Source organism: Pseudomonas sp. NPDC086566 (genome assembly GCF_050280885.1).
Taxonomy (GTDB): Bacteria; Pseudomonadota; Gammaproteobacteria; order Pseudomonadales; family Pseudomonadaceae; genus Aquipseudomonas; species Aquipseudomonas vlassakiae.
The window spans coordinates 105,931-124,654 of sequence record NZ_JBNNWD010000003.1; the positions used below are offsets into that span (position 1 = coordinate 105,931).

General features: G+C 62.7%; 18 protein-coding genes and 1 tRNA gene. 9 read left to right on the forward strand and 10 right to left on the reverse strand.

Translation table 11 applies throughout. From position 1 onward, the window contains the following. Positions 1 to 13: 13 nt before the first annotated feature. The gene (locus ACQKPS_RS07730) at positions 14 to 403 is read right to left on the reverse strand and encodes a YybH family protein (protein ID WP_254483150.1); all 390 of its coding nucleotides are present in this window, start codon (positions 401 to 403) and stop codon (positions 14 to 16) included. A gap of 225 nt (positions 404 to 628) precedes the next feature. Here ACQKPS_RS07730 and ycaC point away from each other — a divergent pair, with 225 nt between their 5' ends. From ycaC to ACQKPS_RS07765, 7 genes are all read left to right on the forward strand, one after another. Next, a complete protein-coding gene (gene ycaC, locus ACQKPS_RS07735) occupies positions 629 to 1,249 on the forward strand; it encodes an isochorismate family cysteine hydrolase YcaC (protein WP_254483151.1) in 621 nt (206 codons plus the stop codon). Between the two features lie 95 nt (positions 1,250 to 1,344). Further along, positions 1,345 to 2,163, forward strand: coding sequence for a polyphosphate kinase 2 (ppk2, locus tag ACQKPS_RS07740; RefSeq protein ID WP_254483153.1), 819 nt, complete (start codon positions 1,345 to 1,347; stop codon positions 2,161 to 2,163). A gap of 33 nt (positions 2,164 to 2,196) precedes the next feature. Further along, positions 2,197 to 3,387: a monovalent cation:proton antiporter-2 (CPA2) family protein gene (locus ACQKPS_RS07745; protein ID WP_427603459.1), complete on the forward strand. Its 1,191-nt coding sequence runs from the start codon at positions 2,197 to 2,199 to the stop codon at positions 3,385 to 3,387. 40 nt (positions 3,388 to 3,427) lie between these two features. Further along, positions 3,428 to 4,525 carry an AI-2E family transporter gene (locus ACQKPS_RS07750; protein ID WP_254483157.1) on the forward strand — a complete coding sequence of 366 codons (1,098 nt, stop codon included), beginning with the start codon at positions 3,428 to 3,430 and terminating at the stop codon, positions 4,523 to 4,525. Positions 4,526 to 4,528: 3 nt separating this feature from the next. After that, entirely contained in the window at positions 4,529 to 6,043 is a 1,515-nt protein-coding gene (locus ACQKPS_RS07755) for a TolC family protein (protein ID WP_254483160.1), read from the forward strand. Next, positions 6,040 to 7,131 carry an HlyD family secretion protein gene (locus tag ACQKPS_RS07760; RefSeq protein ID WP_254483163.1) on the forward strand — a complete coding sequence of 364 codons (1,092 nt, stop codon included), beginning with the start codon at positions 6,040 to 6,042 and terminating at the stop codon, positions 7,129 to 7,131. The genes ACQKPS_RS07755 and ACQKPS_RS07760 overlap by 4 nt, the downstream gene beginning before the upstream one ends. Beyond that, a complete protein-coding gene (locus ACQKPS_RS07765; protein ID WP_427603462.1) occupies positions 7,121 to 8,131 on the forward strand; it encodes a DUF2955 domain-containing protein in 1,011 nt (336 codons plus the stop codon). Before ACQKPS_RS07760 ends, ACQKPS_RS07765 begins: the two co-directional genes overlap by 11 nt. Before the next feature lie 36 nt (positions 8,132 to 8,167). On the opposite strand, the gene ACQKPS_RS07770 is transcribed toward ACQKPS_RS07765, so the two are convergent. After that, on the reverse strand, positions 8,168 to 9,889 hold the full coding sequence (locus ACQKPS_RS07770) for a SulP family inorganic anion transporter (RefSeq protein WP_254483167.1): 1,722 nt from the start codon (positions 9,887 to 9,889) through the stop codon (positions 8,168 to 8,170). Positions 9,890 to 10,317: 428 nt separating this feature from the next. Between ACQKPS_RS07770 and ACQKPS_RS07775 the strand changes: the two genes are divergently transcribed. Together ACQKPS_RS07775 and ACQKPS_RS07780 are read left to right on the forward strand one after the other, a co-directional pair. Beyond that, entirely contained in the window at positions 10,318 to 10,584 is a 267-nt protein-coding gene (locus tag ACQKPS_RS07775; protein ID WP_254483168.1) for a hypothetical protein, read from the forward strand. Between the two features lie 135 nt (positions 10,585 to 10,719). Beyond that, complete coding sequence (locus ACQKPS_RS07780; protein ID WP_254483170.1) at positions 10,720 to 11,778, forward strand: PDDEXK nuclease domain-containing protein; 1,059 nt, start codon at positions 10,720 to 10,722, stop codon at positions 11,776 to 11,778. Positions 11,779 to 11,837: 59 nt separating this feature from the next. Here the strand turns inward: ACQKPS_RS07780 and ychF are convergent, their stop codons facing one another. The 8 genes from ychF to ACQKPS_RS07820 form a co-directional block, all read right to left on the reverse strand. Then, positions 11,838 to 12,938 carry a redox-regulated ATPase YchF gene (gene ychF / locus ACQKPS_RS07785; protein ID WP_254483172.1) on the reverse strand — a complete coding sequence of 367 codons (1,101 nt, stop codon included), beginning with the start codon at positions 12,936 to 12,938 and terminating at the stop codon, positions 11,838 to 11,840. Positions 12,939 to 12,960: 22 nt separating this feature from the next. Continuing rightward, positions 12,961 to 13,545: an aminoacyl-tRNA hydrolase gene (pth, locus tag ACQKPS_RS07790; RefSeq protein ID WP_254483174.1), complete on the reverse strand. Its 585-nt coding sequence runs from the start codon at positions 13,543 to 13,545 to the stop codon at positions 12,961 to 12,963. A gap of 81 nt (positions 13,546 to 13,626) precedes the next feature. Further along, complete coding sequence (locus ACQKPS_RS07795; protein ID WP_099815031.1) at positions 13,627 to 14,226, reverse strand: 50S ribosomal protein L25/general stress protein Ctc; 600 nt, start codon at positions 14,224 to 14,226, stop codon at positions 13,627 to 13,629. Between the two features lie 119 nt (positions 14,227 to 14,345). Further along, positions 14,346 to 15,287: a ribose-phosphate pyrophosphokinase gene (locus ACQKPS_RS07800; RefSeq protein ID WP_003247410.1), complete on the reverse strand. Its 942-nt coding sequence runs from the start codon at positions 15,285 to 15,287 to the stop codon at positions 14,346 to 14,348. A gap of 48 nt (positions 15,288 to 15,335) precedes the next feature. Continuing rightward, positions 15,336 to 15,410, reverse strand: a tRNA-Gln gene (locus ACQKPS_RS07805). A gap of 20 nt (positions 15,411 to 15,430) precedes the next feature. Next, positions 15,431 to 16,291 carry a 4-(cytidine 5'-diphospho)-2-C-methyl-D-erythritol kinase gene (gene ispE, locus ACQKPS_RS07810; RefSeq protein WP_254483175.1) on the reverse strand — a complete coding sequence of 287 codons (861 nt, stop codon included), beginning with the start codon at positions 16,289 to 16,291 and terminating at the stop codon, positions 15,431 to 15,433. Positions 16,292 to 16,294: 3 nt separating this feature from the next. Continuing rightward, complete coding sequence (gene lolB / locus ACQKPS_RS07815) at positions 16,295 to 16,912, reverse strand: lipoprotein insertase outer membrane protein LolB (protein ID WP_254483176.1); 618 nt, start codon at positions 16,910 to 16,912, stop codon at positions 16,295 to 16,297. 4 nt (positions 16,913 to 16,916) lie between these two features. Next, positions 16,917 to 18,629, reverse strand: a complete 1,713-nt coding sequence (locus tag ACQKPS_RS07820) for a tetratricopeptide repeat protein (RefSeq protein ID WP_427603467.1) — start codon at positions 18,627 to 18,629, stop codon at positions 16,917 to 16,919. Positions 18,630 to 18,724: the final 95 nt, after the last annotated feature.

Genomic DNA, 18,724 nt, shown 5'->3' on the forward strand with positions numbered 1-18,724 from the left:
GCGTAAGTGTGGATCAGGCGGCGGTGACGACCGACAGGTGTTCGTGGCACGCCAGCCATTGCTCGCCGTGAAGGCGGAAAACGATGGTCTCGCGCTCGGCCAACTGGTGCTCCTCACCGGCAATGCGGATGTGCGTGGCCACGTCATGCATGAAGATCGCCACGTCGCCCTGCAGGCTCACCTGCACGTTGCTCGACGCACAGCCGAGCACGGCAAAACCCTCGGCCTGCCACTGGGCCCAGAGGGCTTCATAGGCACGGCGTGACAGCAGCGGTTGCGGCAAGGTGTGGAAGAGGAAGGTGGCGTCTTCGCTGAAACACGCGAAGTAGCGGGCGGTGTCGTTGCTGGCGAAGGCGGCGACGAGGTCGGCGGCAGCCTGCCGTACCTGGAGTGTCTGGTCCACGGGAGTGGCCTCACGGTTATTGTGATTGTGGTGAAGCGATTCTGGTGGGGGCGGGCGAGGGGAAAAATCGCGGCGGAGAAATAATTAGTTTAGGAATTTGTGAAGTGATGTCTACCGATCAAGTAACCGATCAAGTAGCCCCCCAGCGAACCGACTGACGGTCCCTCCCGCCCCCCATCCTTGCCTACGCTGAAATTCCCAACCTACGTTGCAAGGAGTTGCGTCATGGCCTTCCAATACAAGCGTCTGGACAAGAACAACGCCGCCGTCCTGCTGGTCGATCACCAGGCCGGCCTGCTTTCACTGGTGCGCGACATCGACCCCGACCGCTTCAAGAACAACGTGCTGGCGCTTTCTGACCTGGCCAAGTACTTCAAGCTGCCGACCATTCTCACCACCAGCTTCGAAACCGGCCCCAACGGCCCGCTGGTGCCCGAACTCAAAGAGCAATTCCCCGACGCCCCTTACATCGCTCGCCCCGGCAACATCAACGCCTGGGACAACGAAGACTTCGTCAAGGCCGTGAAAGCCACGGGCAAGAAGCAGCTGCTGATCGCTGGGGTGGTCACCGAGGTCTGCGTAGCTTTCCCGGCATTGTCGGCGCTGGAGGAGGGCTTCGAGGTATTCGTGGTCACCGATGCCTCCGGTACCTTCAACGAGCTGACCCGTGATTCGGCCTGGCGGCGCATGGAGGCCGCCGGTGCCCAGCTGATGACCTGGTTCGGCGTTGCCTGCGAGCTGCACCGTGACTGGCGCAACGATATCGAAGGCCTGGGCACGTTGTTCTCCAACCACATCCCGGACTATCGCAACCTGATGACCAGCTACAACAAGTTGGCGAAATAAGGGCTGCTTGGGCGCGGCATGTTGCCTAACAAGCGAAACGGCAAAAACTCATGAATCGACCATACTGACTCTTCATTCGCCCTCGGGAGAGCGCCATGGCCAAACCGTCCAGGAAGAAGGATTCGAACGAGCAGCCAGAAAAACTGGGCGGCAAAGCGTATGAGCAAGCGCTCAAGAAGCTTCACGTGGAGCTCGTGAAACTGCAGGAATGGGTGGTGGCCAAGGGCTTGAAGGTATGCATCGTGTTCGAGGGCCGTGATGGTGCCGGCAAAGGCGGCACCATCAAGGCCATTACCGAACGGGTCAGCCCGCGGGTGTTCCGCGTGGTGGCGTTGCCGGCGCCGACCGAGCGGGAAAAGACCCAGATGTACGTGCAACGCTACCTGCGCCACCTGCCGGCCGCCGGCGAGGTGGTGATTTTCGACCGCAGCTGGTACAACCGCGCCGGCGTCGAACGGGTGATGGGCTTCTGCAGCGAAGAGCAGAGCACCAAGTTCCTCACGGTGGTGCCGCTGTTCGAGAAGATGATGGTCGAATCGGGGATCATCCTCATCAAGTACTGGCTCGAAGTCAGCGCCGAGGAGCAGACCCGGCGCCTGCAGGACCGTATCAATGACGGGCGCAAATTGTGGAAGCTGTCGCCCATGGACCTCAAGTCGTACACCCGCTGGGACGACTACACCCGCGCCCGCGACGACATGTTCGCGGCTTCCGATTCATCCTGGGCGCCGTGGTTCATGGCGCACTCCAACGACAAGCGGCGCGCCCGGCTGAACATCATCAGCCATATGCTCTCGCGCATCCCCTACAAGGACATCACCCGCGACCAGGTGGTGAAGCTGCCCAAGCGCGGCAAGATCGGCAAATACAAGGCCGTGCCCTATCCCTTCAAAGTGGTGGAAGAACGTTTCTGATCCGTCCCGCCGGAGTTAGAAGGGTGCGCAACCATGCCACATGACGGCAGCCTGCTGCAGGCAACGGTAGTGTTTCTTCTGGCCGTGGTGCTTCTGGTACCACTGGCGCAGCGTTTGAAGATGGGGGCGGTGCCCGGCTATCTGCTGGCTGGCATATTGATCGGGCCGTCGGTGCTGGGCCTGCTTGGCAACCCCGACAACGTCGCCCGCCTGTCGGAGATGGGCGTGGTGATGCTGCTGTTCGTGATTGGTCTGGAGCTGTCGCCACGCCGTCTGTGGACCATGCGCAAGGCGTTGTTCGGTGTCGGCTCATTGCAAGTCGGGCTGACGGCAGTGGCCCTTGGCCTGTTGGCGTACTTCCTGTTTGCGCAATCGAAAGAGGCCGCGATCGTGCTCGGTCTGGGCCTGGCGCTGTCATCGACGGCGTTTGGCCTGCAGGTGCTGGCCGAGCGCAAGGACCTGGGCAAGCCGCACGGTCGCCTGGCCGTCGCTATCCTGCTGTTCCAGGACATTGCCGCCATTCCGCTGATTGCCGTGGTGCCTTTGCTTGGTGGTGATGTCAGCACTGCCGACGAAGGTTCCTGGCCGCTGCTGGCCTTGGCGGCAGGCATTGGCGTGCTGATTGTCTTCGGCCGCTATCTGTTGACCCCGGTCTTCAGATGGACGGTTGGTTCGGGCTTGCCCGAACTCTCTACCGCCACTGCATTGCTGGTGGTGCTGGGCACGGCCTGGCTGATGGAGCACGTAGGGGTCTCCATGGCCCTGGGGGCTTTTCTGGCCGGCGTGATCATGGCCGAGTCGCCCTTTCGCCACGAACTGGAAACCCAGATCGAGCCGCTCAAGGGCCTGCTGCTGGGGCTGTTCTTCGTCGGCGTCGGCATGAGTGCCGACTTGCGCCTGCTGTTCGCCATGCCGCTGATCGTCCTGGGGCTGACGTTACTGCTGGTGGTGATCAAGTTGCCTGTGCTGCTCGCCCTCGGGCAAACGGCAGGCGGCCTCAGCCGCGCCGAGGCGTTGTGCCTGGCGATCGTGCTGGCGTCTGGCGGTGAGTTTGCCTTCGTGGTGTTCAAGCTGGCGCTGGAGCATCAAGTACTGACGCAACAGGTTCACGACTTGCTGGTGCTTGCCATCACGCTGTCGATGGCGGTGGTACCACTGGTGATGATGGCCCTGGTGCGGCGGTTGCCTGATGGGGACAGCCCGGTCGGCGAGACGGGCCACTGAATCGCGCCTCGCGGGCGCACCTACTGTTCGGAGCTGAAACATGCAGCCGAGTCTGAAGCTGGACAGCGCCCTGTCGCGGGGCCTGCTCGACGTGCTGATCAAGGCGGGCCTGGTGGCCGCCCTGGTGATGTTCTCCTTCCAGGTTTTCCAGCCGTTCCTGGAGCTGATGCTGTGGTCAGTGATTCTCGCGGTCACCTTGTATCCGCTGCATTACCGTATTCACCGGGGTACCGGCCTCAAGCGAGGCTTTGCGGCAACCTTGGTGGTGCTGCTGGTGTTGGTGGTCCTGATCGTGCCGATCTATCTCGTGGTAATGTCCATCGGCGAATCGGTGGACAGCCTGGTGACGCTTCTCAAGAGCGGCAGCTGGAGTGTGCCGGCACCGCCTGAGTCGGTGGCAACGTGGCCGCTGATCGGGCCGAAAGTCCATGCGCTGTGGTTGTCGGCTTCGGAGAACATGGCCAACGTGCTCAACCAGTGGATGCCACAGCTCAAGGACGCCGGGCGCACGGTGCTGGGCGCGGCGGCCAGTGCCGGTGGTGCGTTCCTGATGTTCGTGGCGGCGATCATCGTCTCAGGCATCATCATGGCCTTTGGTGAGCGTGGCGAGATTGCCGCGCAGCGTATCGCCATGCGCGTGTCCGGCGAGGACCGCGGCAAGCCGCTGGCCAGGCTGTGCACCGCCACCATCCGCGCGGTGGCCCAGGGTGTGATCGGTATTGCTTTCATCCAGATGCTGCTGATTGGCGTTGGTTTCGTCGTCAAAGGGGTGCCTGGCGCCGGCATGCTGGCCATCGTCATCCTCATGCTGGGGATTGCCCAGGCACCGGCGACTTTGGTCACCGTGCCGGTGATCCTCTACGTGTTCAATGCCGAGGGCTTCACCGTGGCGACCCTCATCTTCGCCATCTACACCTTCGTCGCCGGGCTTGCCGATAACGTGCTCAAACCGTTGCTGCTCGGGCGCGGGGTGGACGTGCCGATGCCGGTGGTGCTGATCGGTGCGCTGGGCGGCATGGTGGTCAAGGGCATCATCGGCCTGTTCATCGGCCCGGTGATCCTCGGCGTGACCTATGTACTGTTCTGGCAATGGGTGGCGTTGCAGGTGCCCGAGCAACCGACCCCGCCTGCGGACTGAGCCATGCCCAACCGCTGCTACGGCCTGGGGTTGCTCATGCTGCTGGTCGGCTGTACCCAGGTCGGGCCTGACTTCGAAACGCCCAAGGACTCATGGCTGGATAGCTGGAACACGCCTCTGCTGGCGCAGGCCGCGCGCTCTGCGCCAGCACCTGACCTGCGCCAGTGGTGGCTGGTATTCGCCGACCCGACGCTCGAAGGCCTGGTCGCCGAAGCCGACGCCAACAACACCAACCTGCGGGTGGCCGGCCTGCGCATTGCCGAGGCGCGTGCGCAGCTGGCCATCGTACAGACCGGGCGTTATCCACAGCTGCAGCAGCTGCGTGCGCAGAGCCTGTACCTGAAGCAGGAGCAGTCCGGTACGTCCACCGCGCGCGACTCGGTGTTCTGGCAGTCCAGCGCTGGTTTCGACATTGGCTGGGAGATCGACTTCTGGGGCCGTTTCAGCCGCGCCATCGAGAGCGCCGATGCGGTCTACTTCGCCTCCCAGGCCAATTACGCCGACGCCATGGTGCTGCTACGCGCGCAGCTGGCCGACACCTACTTCGCCCTGCGCACCGCCGAGGCTCGGCTGGATATCGCCCAAGACAACGCAAAGCGCCAGGAGCGCAGCCTGCAGATTACCGAGCGGTTGTTCCGTCATGGCGAGAACGACGAACTCGACTGGCAGCAGGCGCGAACCCAGTACCTGGCGACCCTGGCCACCATTCCCGAGTTCGAGAACCAGCTCAATGCCTTGCGCAACGTGCTCTGCTCACTGCTCGGCAGGCCACCGGGGCCGCTGCCCGAGCTTGAGGCGCGACACGGGCAGTTGCCGCTGCCAGACCGCGCGGTGCTGCAGGACGTGCCGGCCAGCCTGCTGCAACGGCGCCCGGACATCCGCGCCGCCGAACAGGCGGTGGCGGCGCAATCGGCGTTGGTGGGCGTGGCCGAGGCAGACCTTTATCCACAGCTGAGCCTGCTGGGCAGCATTGGCTGGACCTTCCTGTCGGCCAACCACCTGCCCAACACCTTCGACCTGGCGGCGGGACCGAGCCTGATCTGGAACCCGTTCGACTACGGCCGGCGCAAGAACGCCATGCGGGTCGAGGACGCCCGCCTGCAGCAATTGATCGAGCTTTATCACCAGAGCGTGCGCGAAGCCGCGCACGAGGCCGACGATGCCGCCAGCGGGCTGGTGCGTTCGCTGCAGAGCGCCACGATTCGCCGGGATGCCTCGCTGGCTGCCCAGCGTTCGCTGACCCTGGCCAGTTCGCAGTACCAGGAAGGCTTTGCCGACTTTCAGCGCGTGCTTGACGCCCAGCAGCTGCTGTTGCAGCAGCAGGACGGCTACCTGGTCAGCCGTGGCAATGCGGTGAGCAGCCTGGTGAGCTTGTACAAGGCGCTGGGCGGCGGCTGGGACAACAATCGCAAACCGATCGACCCCACCACCCGCCAGAAGATGCAAAACCGTACCGATTGGGGCGACCTGCTCGACGAGCCGGCGCCCGCCGACCCCGCACAAGGTGAGCCGAAATGAGTGATGCTGCGCAGAAGCCGCCAGCCCCCGATCGCGGCATGCGCTGGGTGCTGATACTGATCGTCGTCAGCCTGGTCTGGTACCTGCTGGCCGACCGGTTCACGCCCTACACCCAACAAGCCCGGCTGCAGGCCTACGTGGTACCGGTGGCCGCTGAAGTGGCCGGGCAGATCAAGCGCGTGGCGGTGGGCAACAACCAGGAAGTGCGCCAGGGCGATGTACTGTTCGAGCTCGACCAGGAGCAGTACCGCATCGCCCTGGCTCGCGCCGAAGCCGACCTGGACACCGTGCGCCGGCAGATCGGGGCCAGTACCGCCGGCATCGACTCCGCCCAGGCCGCGCTCGTGGCGGCCCAGGCCAACGAACGCAAGGCGCGCCAGGATGCCGATCGGCTCAAGCGTTTGATCGACGAAGACCCGGGCACGGTATCAGTGCGCCGTCTGGAAGGGGCGCAGGCCACTCGTGACCAGGCCATCAGCCAGGTGGCGGCCGCCCGCGCCGAGGTCGAACGGGCCCGTGAGCAGCAGGGCGGGGCCGACGCCGATAACGCCCAACTGCGCAGCGCCGCGGCCAACGTGGAAAAGGCTCGCCTGGACCTGGCCCGCACCGTGGTGCGCGCCGACGCCAACGGATTGATCACTGACCTGCGCACCGATGTGGGCCATTATGTGGGCGCCGGCAGCCCGATGATGACCTTGATCGCCATCCACGACGTGTGGATAAGTGCCGACATGACCGAGAACAACCTCGGCCGCCTGCGCCCCGGCGCGCCGGTGCTGGTGGTGCTCGATGCCTTGCCCGGCACGGTGCTGAAGGGGCAGATCCGCAGCATCGGCTATGGCGTGAGCGTCGGCCAGCCTGCGCCCCCGGGGACCTTGCCAACCGTGCAGAACAGCCGCGACTGGCTGCGTTCGGCACAGCGCTTCCCGGTGATCGTCGAACTCGACCGGGATCAACTGGCAGACAAGTCCGGATTGCGTGTGGGCGGCCAGGCCGAAGTCATGGTGCTGCCCAGTGAAGGCAACCCTTTGAACCTGTTGGGCCGCATGTTCATGTGGCTGATGAGCTGGTTGTCGTATGCCTATTGAGCTGCGTCGCTTGCGCGCCCTGCGCCTGGCCTGGGGCGTGGCGCTGTGCCTGGCGGGCAGTTTCGGCCTGGGCCTGCCGGTGCCGATCCTGGCGCCGGTGTTCGCGGTGCTGTTGCTGGCCATGCGCAGCGAGCCGCTGCCGATCAAGGCGGCGCCGGCACTGGCGATCCTGGTATTGCTCAGTTGCGGCAGCGGCCTTTTGCTGATTCCGCTGCTGCGCCATGCCCCGGTGAGCGGAGTGCTGCTGGTCGGCGTGGGCGTGTTCCTGGTCTTGCGCTATGCGCTCAAGGGCGGCAATGGCCTGTTGGCCAACCTGCTGGTGATCGGCCTGACCATGATCGCGGCGGCCGGCACCAGCGATTTCACCCTGGCGCTGTCGGTGGTCGAGGCCTTGTCCAAGGGCATGCTGGTGGCGGTGCTGGGGAGCGCGTTGGCCCATGTGCTGTTTCCCGAGCCGGCCGGTGCGCCGGTGCAGCCTTCGCCGCCCTTGCTCGACAGCGCGGATGTCAGCTGGGTGGCCCTGCGTGCCACGCTCATCGTGATGCCGGCATTCCTGCTGACGCTGATCGCCCCGGACCAGTTCATGCCGCTGATCATGAAGGCGGTGAGCCTGGGGCAGCAGGCAGGGGAGACGCGGGCGCGGCATGCCAGCCGCGAGTTGATTGGTTCGACCTTGCTCGCGGGTGTGCTGGCGATGCTGGTGTGGGGGGCGTTGAGCCTGTTCGTGCACCTGTGGATGTTCTCCCTGTGGGTGCTGCTGTTTGTGCTCTGGCAGGCGCGCAGGCTCTACCGCGCTGTGGATACGCAGCAGAGCCCGGCGTATTGGGTGAGTTGCCTGACCACGATGCTGATCCTGCTCGGGCAGTCGGTGCAGGACAGTGCCGGCGGGCAGGATGTGTACAAGGCCTTTGCCGTGCGCATGGCGCTGTTCGTGGCGGTGTCGTTGTATGCCAGCGCCATGCTGATCTGGATCGACCGGCGTCGGGTTCGGGCTGCCTGATCTTCCTGTACTGGCCTCTTCGCGGGCCCCGGCAACTCAAGGCTTCCAGTCAATCCCGGTATCGGCCAGATAGGCATCCACCGCCGCCCCGACCGTCGGGTGAAACGCCTTCTCGCCCATATGCTCGAACAACTCGAAGCGCTTCATCTTGTCCTTCACCGGGTCTTTCATCTCGGCAAACTGCAGTTCCACTCCCCGAGCCTCCAGCGCCCGATCCAGCTCGGCGAGCATGTCCGCCGAGGTGATATCGATACTGGTCACCGGCTCCGCCGCAATCACCAGCCGCTGCACCGGGGTCGGTGATTCATCCACCGCCGCCAGCACTGTGCCCTGGAACTGCTCGGCATTGGCGAAGAACAGCGGCGCATCCCAGCGCAGCAGTACCAGCCCCGGTATTCGCCGCGCCTGTGGATAACGCGTCACGTCATGGTAGCCGCGAGTGCCATCGACCCGCCCGAGCACCGCGTAATGCGGCCGCCAGCCGTCCCACAGGAATTCGATCACCGATATTGCCACGGCGATGCAGATACCTGGGATGGCGCCGAACACCGCGACGCCGACGAAGCAGGTGAACGACAGCCAGAACTCCCATTGCTGCATGTGGAAGATGCGCTTGAGGTCGGCGAACTCGAACAGCCCCAAGGCTGCCGCGATCACCACCGCAGCCAAGGCGCTGTTGGGCAGGTGCTGCATCAGGTTGGGGGCAACCAGCAGCAGCAAGGTCACCGCCAGCGCGCCGATGATGCCGGTCAGTTGGGTTTTCGAGCCGGCCGCCTCGGCCACTGGTGTGCGCGAAGAGCTGCTGCTGATCGGGATGCCCTGGAACAGCCCGGAGGCCAGGTTGGCCACGCCCAGGCCGAACATTTCCTGGTTCGGGTTGACCGGGGTCTTCAGCCGTGCGGCATAGGAGCGCGACAGCACGCTGGTGTCGGCGAACGACACCAGGGCCACGGCAATCCCGCCCAGCACCACTTCGACCAAGTCAATGTCGCTCACCCACGGGAACACGAAGCTGGGCAGGCCCTGGGGTAACTGGCCGAGCACCTTGACGCCCATCTGATCAAGGCTGAACAGGCTCACCGCCAGGGTTGCCAGCACCACGGCGATCAGGATGCCCGGGATGCGCTTGAAGGGCTTGAGCAGCAGGATCAGCACCAAGCTGCCGGCCCCGACGATGAAGCTTGGCCAGTGCCCATGGCCAGCCAGGAGCGCCTGGATCAGATTCCAGACGTCACGCAGCGGCCCCTGGCTGTCGACTTTGATGCCGAACAGCTTGGGCAACTGGCTGATCAGCACGGTGAGGGCGATACCGTTCATGTAGCCATAGCGGATCGGCTTGGACAGCAGCTCGGTGATGAAGCCCAGGCGCAGCAGCCCGGCGATCACGCAGAAGGCGCCGGCCACCAAAGCCATCATGCTGGCGATGGCGATGGCGCGCTGCGGGTCGCTGGCGGCGTACTGCACGACCACTGCCAGGATCGGCGCGGCCAGTGCCGAGTCCGGGCCAAGCACCAGAATGCGGCTGGGGCCGAACAGGGCGTAAGCCAGCAGGGGGATGATGGTGGCGTACAGGCCGTAGATGCCGGGTACTCCGGAGGCTTCGGCATAGGCGATGCCGACCGGCACCAGCATGGTGGTGAGCACCAGGCCGGCCGCGATGTCCTTGGGCAGCCAGGCGGGCTGATAGTGCAGCAGGGTGGAAAGGCCGGGTAGCCAGCGTTGCCAGTCGAAGCGGCGATAGGGTGGGGTTTCATGCATGGTAGAGGCTCCTGGAGGAGGGCGCATGAACCGCTTGGGTGCCCTTCTGAAACTCAGGTTAGATGCAGAAATCTGGGGCCGCTGTGCGGCCCCGGCAATCCCTCAGAAGTAAGACAATTCCGAACTTGAAACCAAATGCTTCAGTTCAAGATAGATTGGGAATTATCCTACGCACGCCGCTGCCGTTTCTCTGTTGTGGATGTAGAGCATCAGGGCTAATTTCCCCGGGTCGTCGCGGTTTGACGACCGGGTGTGAGAGCCCGCTTACAACCAAGAGATTGCCGTCATGGTAGCTGTGCGCGGGCAGGCCCCGTGCCTGGCCGGTTTTCGCTCTTGTTTGGCCGGTCTCTCACCCCGCGTACAGCTGCCGCCTAATCCTGTGAGAGGGAATGGGAAGTTAGCCAATGCAAACAAACGAGAGAGAAATCATGAAGAAACTTGTTCCTGATCCACCCGCCAAAGTGCTTTCCCAGCCGTTCTACACCATCAACAAAGACATGCCCTCACCCGAGGCATTGCTCTATGTCATTCAGTTACTACGCGGAATTGAAGACACCCTCGACGAATACATCTGCGGCAATGCCGGCGAGCCGGGTATCGGCATGCTGGTCAACAGCGTGCACAACGTGCAGATGGGGAGGGCGTTGGCTGAGTTGGTACTGACCCGGGAGGCAGGGGACATCACCTGGCCTTGAGGCTTGGCACTGCGAGGGCTTGTAAACGGCTCTCGCGGTTCTTGAAGGGTCATGGTTGGCTCAAGCCAGCCATGATAGTTAAGGTTCAAAATTGATAACGCGTGTATAGGTACAGAAGCCGATCTCGGAGGATGCATGACACCGGCCCCTTCTTTTGATGCAGACTCTTCGCTGCAACCGTTGCTCGGACACATCGCCGAACTGATTCGTCTCGCACGGCGCAATGCTCTGCGGGCGGTCGACGTCATACAGGTTCAGACCTGCTGGGAAATCGGCCGGCATATCGTCGAGTTTGAACAAGGTGGCGCTGCGCGAGCCGAGTATGGGAAGAAGCTGCTTCCTACCTTGGCCAAGGTGCTGGCGAAGGAATTCGGGAAGGGTTTTGATGCCTCTAACCTGCGATACATGCGGTTGTTTTATAAGGCGTTCCCAATTTGTGACGCACTGCGTCACGAATTGAGCTGGACCCACTACCGTACCCTGCTCAAAGTAGATTGTGACAGCGCGCGGCAGTGGTACATGAACGAGGCGGCTACCCAGAACTGGAGCAGCCGCGCATTGGATCGGCAGATCGGTACACTGTATTACGAGCGACTCCTGGCTAGTCAGGACCGTGTGGCAGTTGAGCAGGAAGCTTCAAGCAATCTGCAGGCTTTTTCCAACGATCCACGCGAATTCGTTCGTGACCCCATCATGCTCGAGTTTCTTGGACTGCCGAAGGCAGGTGCACTGCTGGAAAGCGATCTTGAGCAGGCGCTGATAGAGCAATTGCAGGGCTTTCTGCTAGAGCTTGGGAAAGGCTTTGCCTTTGTAGCGCGGCAGCAGCGGATCAGTACTGAGAGCAAAGACTTTTATGTGGACCTGGTTTTTTACAACTACCTGCTCAAATGCTTTGTCATTTTTGACCTGAAACGAGGTGAGTTGACGCATCAGGATATCGGTCAGATGGATATGTACGTGCGTTTGTACGATGACCTTAAACGTAGCCCAGACGATAACCCGACCGTGGGGATCATCCTTTGCTCTCAAAAGGACGCATCGATTGTGCGCTATTCGGTGCTCAATGGTAGCGAGCAATTGTTCGCGAGTAAGTACAAGCTTGTGCTTCCGACCGAAGAAGAATTAAGGGCTGAGCTGGATCGCGAGCGCGATTTTTTGCTTGAGCAGCGCAAACATGGACAAAGTAGCTCCTGAAACGCAAAACCCCTTGAAACCTAAGCTTCAAGGGGTCCGTCGGTACTGCAGAAAGCCGCTTAGACGTTGAAGCGGAAGTGCATCACGTCACCGTCCTTGACGATGTAGTCCTTGCCTTCCAGGCGCCATTTACCGGCTTCCTTGGCACCGCTTTCACCCTTGAACTGGATGAAGTCGTCATAGGCCACCACTTCGGCGCGGATGAAGCCTTTTTCGAAGTCGGTGTGGATCACGCCAGCGGCCTGCGGGGCGGTGGCGCCGACGCGTACGGTCCAGGCGCGCACTTCCTGCACGCCGGCAGTGAAGTAGGTCTGCAGGTTGAGCAGCTCGTAACCGGCGCGGATCACGCGGTTCAGGCCAGGCTCTTCCAGGCCCAGGGCCTCGAGGAACATGTCTTTCTCTTCACCGTCTTCAAGCTCGGCGATTTCCGCTTCGATCTTGTTGCACACCGGCACCACGACCGCGCCTTCTTCTTCGGCAATGGCCTTGACCACGTCCAGGTGCGGGTTGTTCTCGAAGCCGTCTTCGGCGACGTTGGCGATGTACATCACCGGCTTGCTGGTCAGCAGGTGGAAGCCACGGATCATGGCCTTCTCGTCGTCAGCCATGTTCTTCATCAGGCTGCGCGCTGGCTTGCCTTCGGTGAAGTGCGGGATCAGCTTCTCCAGGATCGCCTTTTGCGCCAGCGCGTCCTTGTCGCCACCCTTGGCGTTGCGGGCGACCTTCTGCAGTTGCTTCTCGCAGCTGTCGAGGTCGGCGAAGATCAGTTCGAGGTCAATGATCTCGATGTCGCGCTTGGGGTCGACGCTGTTGGAAACGTGGATCACGTTCTCGTCTTCGAAGCAGCGCACCACGTGGGCGATGGCGTCGGTCTCGCGGATGTTGGCGAGGAACTTGTTGCCCAGGCCTTCACCTTTCGACGCACCGGCCACGAGGCCTGCGATGTCGACGAACTCCATGGTGGTCGGCAGGATGCGGTTAGGCTTGACGATTTCCGCCAGCGCCGCCAGGCGCGCATCGGGCATCGGCACGATGCCGCTGTTCGGCTCGATGGTGCAGAAAGGGAAGTTCTCCGCCGCGATGCCAGACTTGGTCAGGGCGTTGAACAGGGTGGACTTGCCGACGTTGGGCAGGCCGACGATGCCGCAATTGAAACCCATGGGTATTCCCCTCTCTAGGAAATCAGGCCTTCTGGCTGTGCAGCTCGCGCATGGCCTTGGCGAAGTCGCCAGCCAGCACGTCCGGCAGCACGCCGAGGGCAAAATCGATGCTGGCGTCGAGCTTCTCCTGCTCGGCGCGCGGCGCGCGGCCCAGGACGAAGTTGGAGACCAGTTTGGCGTCGCCCGGGTGGCCAATGCCAAGCCGCAGGCGGTGGAAGTCGTTCTGGTTGCCGAGCTGCGCGATGATGTCGCGCAGGCCGTTGTGCCCCCCATGGCCGCCGCCGCGCTTGAGCTTGGCAACGCCCGGAGGCAGGTCGAGTTCGTCGTGTGCCACCAGGATCGCTTCCGGCTTGATGCGGAAGAAATTGGCCAATGCCGCCACGGCCTGGCCGCTGCGGTTCATGTAGGTGGTGGGGATCAACAAACGAACGTCGTTGCCTTGATGGCTGAATTTAGCCGTCAGGCCGAAATACTTTTTGTCAGCGGTCAGCGATACACGCTGGGCGCTGGCAATGCGTTCAACGAAAAGAGCCCCTGCGTTATGCCGGGTCTGTTCGTATTCGGGGCCGGGGTTACCCAGGCCAACGATCAACTGGATGGCGTTCACGTCAGGGGCTCTTCCTTGGAGTTGGTGGGTTACAGGGCGCGGGGCGCACTGTAACCCGATCAACACCGGCGCGCGAGTGGATTACTCGGCAGCGCCTTCTTCAGCAGCTTCGGCGGAAACGCGCGGAGCGTGAACGTTGGCAACAGCTTTGTCATCACCGTGGGCCAGAGCGACGAACTCTACGCCTTTCGGAGCTTTCAGGTCCGACAGGTGGATGATGGTGCCGATTTCGGCGTTAGCCAGGTCGACTTCGATGAACTCTGGCAGGTCTTTGGCTTCGCAGGAAACTTCGATCTGCGATTCAACGTGCGAGATCTCGCCGCCTTTCTTGACCGGTGCTTCTTCGTTGATGAAGTGCACTGGAACAACAGCGGTCAGCTTCTGGCCAGCAACGACGCGAACGAAGTCGGCGTGCATGATGAAGCCTTTGGCTGGGTGGCGCTGCATGGCCTTGACGATGACGTTCTGCTTGGCGCCGTCGACGTTCAGTTCGATAACGTGGCTGAAGGCAGCTTCGTTTTCGAACAGCTTGGCGATTTCCTTGGCCACGATGGTCAGGGATTGAGCTTCTTTATCGCCACCGTATACAACGGCAGGGATGCTGGCGGAGTGACGCAGGCGGCGGCTCGCACCTTTCCCCAGGTCAGTACGCGCTTGGGCGTTCAGGATGAAATCAGTCATTTTGCTTCTCCAAAATAGCCTCCCGAAAGGCGTTTGCGACCAGCGCCAGACGGGATGGCAAAAAAGCCCCGCCCCAACAAATGCTGGGGCGGGGCGCTTCATATCAACACGTGTTCCGCTTAGCGGAACATCGCGCTGATCGATTCTTCGTTGCTGATGCGGCGGACCGCTTCAGCGACAACCGGTGCGATATCCAGCTGACGGATACGGTCACAGGCTTGAGCAGCGGCAGACAGCGGAACGGTGTTGGTCACCACCAGCTCGTCCAGTACCGACTTCTCGATGTTCTCGATCGCGCGGCCCGACAGGACAGGGTGCGTGCAGTAGGCGTAAACCTTGGCAGCGCCGTGTTCTTTCAGGGCTTTGGCCGCGTGGCACAGGGTGCCGGCGGTGTCGACCATGTCGTCTACCAGGATGCAGGTGCGCCCTTCGACGTCGCCGATGATGTGCATGACCTCGGAGTGGTTAGCCTTTTCGCGGCGTTTGTCGATGATACCGAGGTCGACGCCCAGGGACTTGGCAACGGCGCGTGCGCGCACAACGCCACCGATGTCCGGGGAAACGATCATCAGGTTCTCGAAACGCTGGTCTTCGATGTCGTCGACCAGTACGGGCGAGCCGTAGATGTTGTCGACCGGGATATCGAAGAAGCCTTGGATCTGGTCAGCGTGCAGGTCGACGGTGAGAACACGGTCGATACCCACGACAGTGAGCATGTCAGCAACGACTTTGGCGCTGATGGCTACACGTGCCGAACGCGGACGGCGGTCCTGGCGGGCATATCCGAAGTAGGGAATCACGGCGGTGATTCGGGATGCTGAGGAGCGGCGGAAGGCGTCGGCCATCACTACCAGTTCCATCAGGTTATCGTTGGTCGGGGCGCAGGTCGGCTGAATAATGAAGACATCTTTACCGCGGACATTTTCATTGATCTCAGTACTGATCTCACCGTCGGAGAATTTACCGACAGAGACGTCACCGAGAGGGATATGCAGCTGACGTACGACACGCCGAGCCAGATCGGGGTTAGCGTTCCCCGTAAAGACCATCATCTTGGACACGCGCAGTACCTGAAGGCTGAGGGTATACCTGGATGAGTATAAGGAAAATGGCAGGGGCGGCTGGATTCGAACCAACGCATGGCAGGATCAAAACCTGCTGCCTTACCGCTTGGCGACGCCCCTGTATCTGTTGCTGCGAACGCTTATGCGCTCGACTTCTTGACCAGACTTTGCAGCTTGCGATGCAACATCGAAATATTGCTTCCTTTCGCCACAAACCCTGTTTGGGTCGCTGAAAGAAGGGCCAGAACTTTATCAGCTTCGGCTTTGCTTGGGAAGGCCCCAAACACGCAACTTCCAGTGCCGGTTAGTCGAGCCTCTGTGAATTTACCCAGTGAATTCAGCGCGTTGCGAACTTCCGGATAATTCTGCTCTACCACCGGTTGGCAGTCATTTCGACTGTTTCCCTTGGGAACGGGGCGCATCTTAAGGGGGAGGGAATCACGTGTCAACTGTGGATGTGAAAAAATTTCTACTGTGCTGACAGACACTTGCGGCACCAGGACGACATACCACGGCTCTTCCGGGTCGACCGGGGTCAGTTGCTCACCCACGCCCTGGGCAAAGGCGGCATGGCCACGGACGAACACCGGCACGTCGGCGCCCAGGCTCAAGCCCAGCGTGGCCAGGCGGTCTTCGTCCCAGTCCAGCTGCCACAGATGGGCCAGCGCCAGCAGCGTGGTTGCCGCATCCGAGCTGCCGCCGCCGATGCCGCCGCCCATGGGCAGTACCTTGGTCAGCCAGATATCGGCACCCAGCCGGGTGCCGGACTGTTCTTGCAATTTACGCGCGGCGCGCACGATCAGGTTGCTGTCGTGGGGCACTGCGTCGATTTCAGTGTGCAGGCGGATCACGCCATCTTCGCGCACGGCGAAGCTCAGCTCGTCGCCATGGTCGAGAAACTGGAACACGGTTTCCAGCTCGTGGTAGCCGTCGGGGCGGCGACCGATGATGTGCAGCCACAGGTTGAGCTTGGCCGGGGCGGGCAGGGTGAGCGTGTGCATGAATCAGTGCCCGAGCTGGCGCGGTTGCCAGTCCTTGACCACCAGGGTCACGTCGAGGTCTTTGCCATGCAGCTTCATGCGTTCCGGCAACCAGTAGCCGTTCTGCTCGGTATAGCTCAGGTACTGAACCTGCCAGCCATCCTGGTCGAGGCTGGCCAGGCGGCTGTCGCCATCCAGGGTCAGCTTGCTCTTGCTGTCGGGGGCGGGCAGGCCGCGTACCCACCAGACCAAGTGCGAGACAGGCAGTTGCCAGCCGAGCTGTTCTTCCAGCAGGGCTTCGGGGCTGGCGGCTTCATAGCGGCCCTGGTTGGCCACTTCCAGCACCACGCCACCCGGGCGGCCAGTCAGACGAGCCGCGCCGCGGCCGAGCGGGCCGGCCAGGCGGATGTCGTAATAATCCTGGCGTTGCAGCCAGAACAGCGTGCCGCTGCCGGAGTCGCGCGGGGCGCGGATGCCGACCTTGCCGTTGATCTGCCAGCCGTCGAGGCTGCTCAGCTGCTCTTTATGGGCGCGCCACTGCTGTGGGTCGCCGTGGCCCTGCAAGGCCTCGCGGCTGGCGAAGCCGGCACAGCCGGCCAGGAGGGCGATCAGGGTGAAGGTGATGCAATGGCGCAGAAACATGGCGTTAAAGGGTCTCGGATCCGGTCAGGCGCAGGAGGGTCTTGCGCAGGATGGGGCTGTCGGCCTGGGCTTCGAAGCCCTTGGCCCAGACCTGGCGGGCTTCGCGGCGCTTGCCGTTGGCCCACAGGACTTCGCCCAGGTGAGCGGCCACTTCGTGGTCGGGGAAGCGGGCAAAGGCTTGGCGCAGGTAGTTTTCAGCCTCTTCGAGGTGGCCCAGGCGGTAGTTGATCCAGCCCATGCTGTCGAGCACGGCCGGGTCGTCCGGGGTCAGCTGGTGGGCTTTGTCGATCAGTGCCTTCGCTTCGTCGTAGCGGGTGGTGCGGTCGGCCAGGGTGTAGCCGAGGGCGTTCAGGGCCATCGCGTTATCCGGCTCGCGGGCGATGATGGCGCGCAGGTCCTTTTCCATCAGCGGCAGGTCATTGCGCTTTTCGGCGAGCATGGCGCGGGTATAAAGGAGGTTGAGGTCGTCCGGGTAGCGCTTGAGGGCCTGCTGCAGCACCTGGTCGGCCTGGGCATCCTTGTTGTTGTTGCTGTAGCTTTCCGATTCGATCAGGTACAGCTGCACGGCGTAATCCGGCTGCGCCTCGCGGGCCTCGGCGAGCAGGCGCGAAGCCTCGGTGCCGCGGCCGTTGGCGATCAGGATGTCGGCCTGGCGCAGTTGCGCCGGCAGGTAGTCCGGGCCATTGCCGACCAGGGCATATTCGCGCAGGGCGCCGGCCGGGTCATGGCGCTCTTCGGCGATGCGGCCGAGGTTGAGGCGGGCGGCATCGACGTTGCTGTCGCGCTCGATCAGCTCGCGCAGGTAGACCTCGGCTTCGTCCCAGTCCTTCATCTCCAGGCATACCAAGGCCAGGGAGTAACGCGATTCGTCATCATCCGGGTACTGCTGGACCAGGCTGAGGAATTCGGCCTTGGCGTCGGCCATGCGGTCCTGTTCGACCAGCGTACGCGCGTAAGTCAGGCGCAGGCGCTTGTCATCCGGGTTGTCACGGATTGCCCCGCGCAGCAACGGCAGCGCTTCCGGCCCACGGTCCAGAGCCTGGAGCAGGCGGGCGCGCAACAGGATCGGGGCGATTTCGCCATTCTGCGCCGGGTGCGCTTCGAGCAGGTCGAGGGCTTGCTGGGCCTTGCCGTCCTGGTTCAGCAGCAGCGCCTTGCCGAACACCAACTGGCTGTTGTCGGGGTATTTGACCAGCAGGCGGTCGAAGCTCTGCATCAGGCCGTCACGGGTGCTCTGGTCGGTTTCGGCGGCGGACAGGGCAAGGAAGTCGAAGTGGGTATCACCCTGGCCTTGCAGCACCTTCTCCATGTACGTCATGGAGTCGTCGTAGCGGCCGGCGCGGGCCAGCTGAATGGCGGCGGCGCGCTGGGCGTCGAGGTTCTCCGGGTCGTTCTTGGCCCAGATCAGGGCGCTGTCCAGGGCCGGCTCGTCGGCACCGAGATATTCGGCAATCCGGTAGGCGCGTTCGGAGACGCCCGGGTCCTGGGTCTTCTCGGCCTGGTCGGTGTAATTGGCCAGGGCGATGTCGAAGCGGTTGCGCTGGCCGGCCAGCTCGGCCACCAACAGGCTATAAAGAGTGTCCTGCGTGAACGACCCATACACCACGGGCTTCTTCGCCTCCGCCTCGGCGGCGGGAGGCTCGGCCTTTTGCGGGGCCAGGCTCTGGCAGCCCTGGAGCAGGGCGAAGGCAAGCAGCAGTGCGTAGGGTCTGTTCATAGAGAGGCTTAAAAAGACTAACCGGCGGTCGGAGCATGATGACACAAGCGCGAGGGCAAACCCACCTGCGCCGTGCCTGGATACGTGCGACCTTC

Coding starts and splice junctions, on each gene's coding strand:
- ACQKPS_RS07745 (WP_427603459.1), top strand. CDS start 2,197: ATGCCACATGACGGCAGCCTGCTGCAGGCAACGGTAGTGTTTCTTCTG.
- ychF (WP_254483172.1), bottom strand. CDS start 12,938: ATGGGTTTCAATTGCGGCATCGTCGGCCTGCCCAACGTCGGCAAGTCC.
- ACQKPS_RS07770 (WP_254483167.1), bottom strand. CDS start 9,889: ATGCATGAAACCCCACCCTATCGCCGCTTCGACTGGCAACGCTGGCTA.
- ppk2 (WP_254483153.1), top strand. CDS start 1,345: ATGGCCAAACCGTCCAGGAAGAAGGATTCGAACGAGCAGCCAGAAAAA.
- lolB (WP_254483176.1), bottom strand. CDS start 16,912: ATGTTTCTGCGCCATTGCATCACCTTCACCCTGATCGCCCTCCTGGCC.
- ACQKPS_RS07820 (WP_427603467.1), bottom strand. CDS start 18,629: ATGAACAGACCCTACGCACTGCTGCTTGCCTTCGCCCTGCTCCAGGGC.
- ycaC (WP_254483151.1), top strand. CDS start 629: ATGGCCTTCCAATACAAGCGTCTGGACAAGAACAACGCCGCCGTCCTG.
- ACQKPS_RS07755 (WP_254483160.1), top strand. CDS start 4,529: ATGCCCAACCGCTGCTACGGCCTGGGGTTGCTCATGCTGCTGGTCGGC.
- ACQKPS_RS07795 (WP_099815031.1), bottom strand. CDS start 14,226: ATGACTGATTTCATCCTGAACGCCCAAGCGCGTACTGACCTGGGGAAA.
- ispE (WP_254483175.1), bottom strand. CDS start 16,291: ATGCACACGCTCACCCTGCCCGCCCCGGCCAAGCTCAACCTGTGGCTG.
- ACQKPS_RS07760 (WP_254483163.1), top strand. CDS start 6,040: ATGAGTGATGCTGCGCAGAAGCCGCCAGCCCCCGATCGCGGCATGCGC.
- ACQKPS_RS07765 (WP_427603462.1), top strand. CDS start 7,121: ATGCCTATTGAGCTGCGTCGCTTGCGCGCCCTGCGCCTGGCCTGGGGC.
- ACQKPS_RS07775 (WP_254483168.1), top strand. CDS start 10,318: ATGAAGAAACTTGTTCCTGATCCACCCGCCAAAGTGCTTTCCCAGCCG.
- ACQKPS_RS07780 (WP_254483170.1), top strand. CDS start 10,720: ATGACACCGGCCCCTTCTTTTGATGCAGACTCTTCGCTGCAACCGTTG.
- ACQKPS_RS07750 (WP_254483157.1), top strand. CDS start 3,428: ATGCAGCCGAGTCTGAAGCTGGACAGCGCCCTGTCGCGGGGCCTGCTC.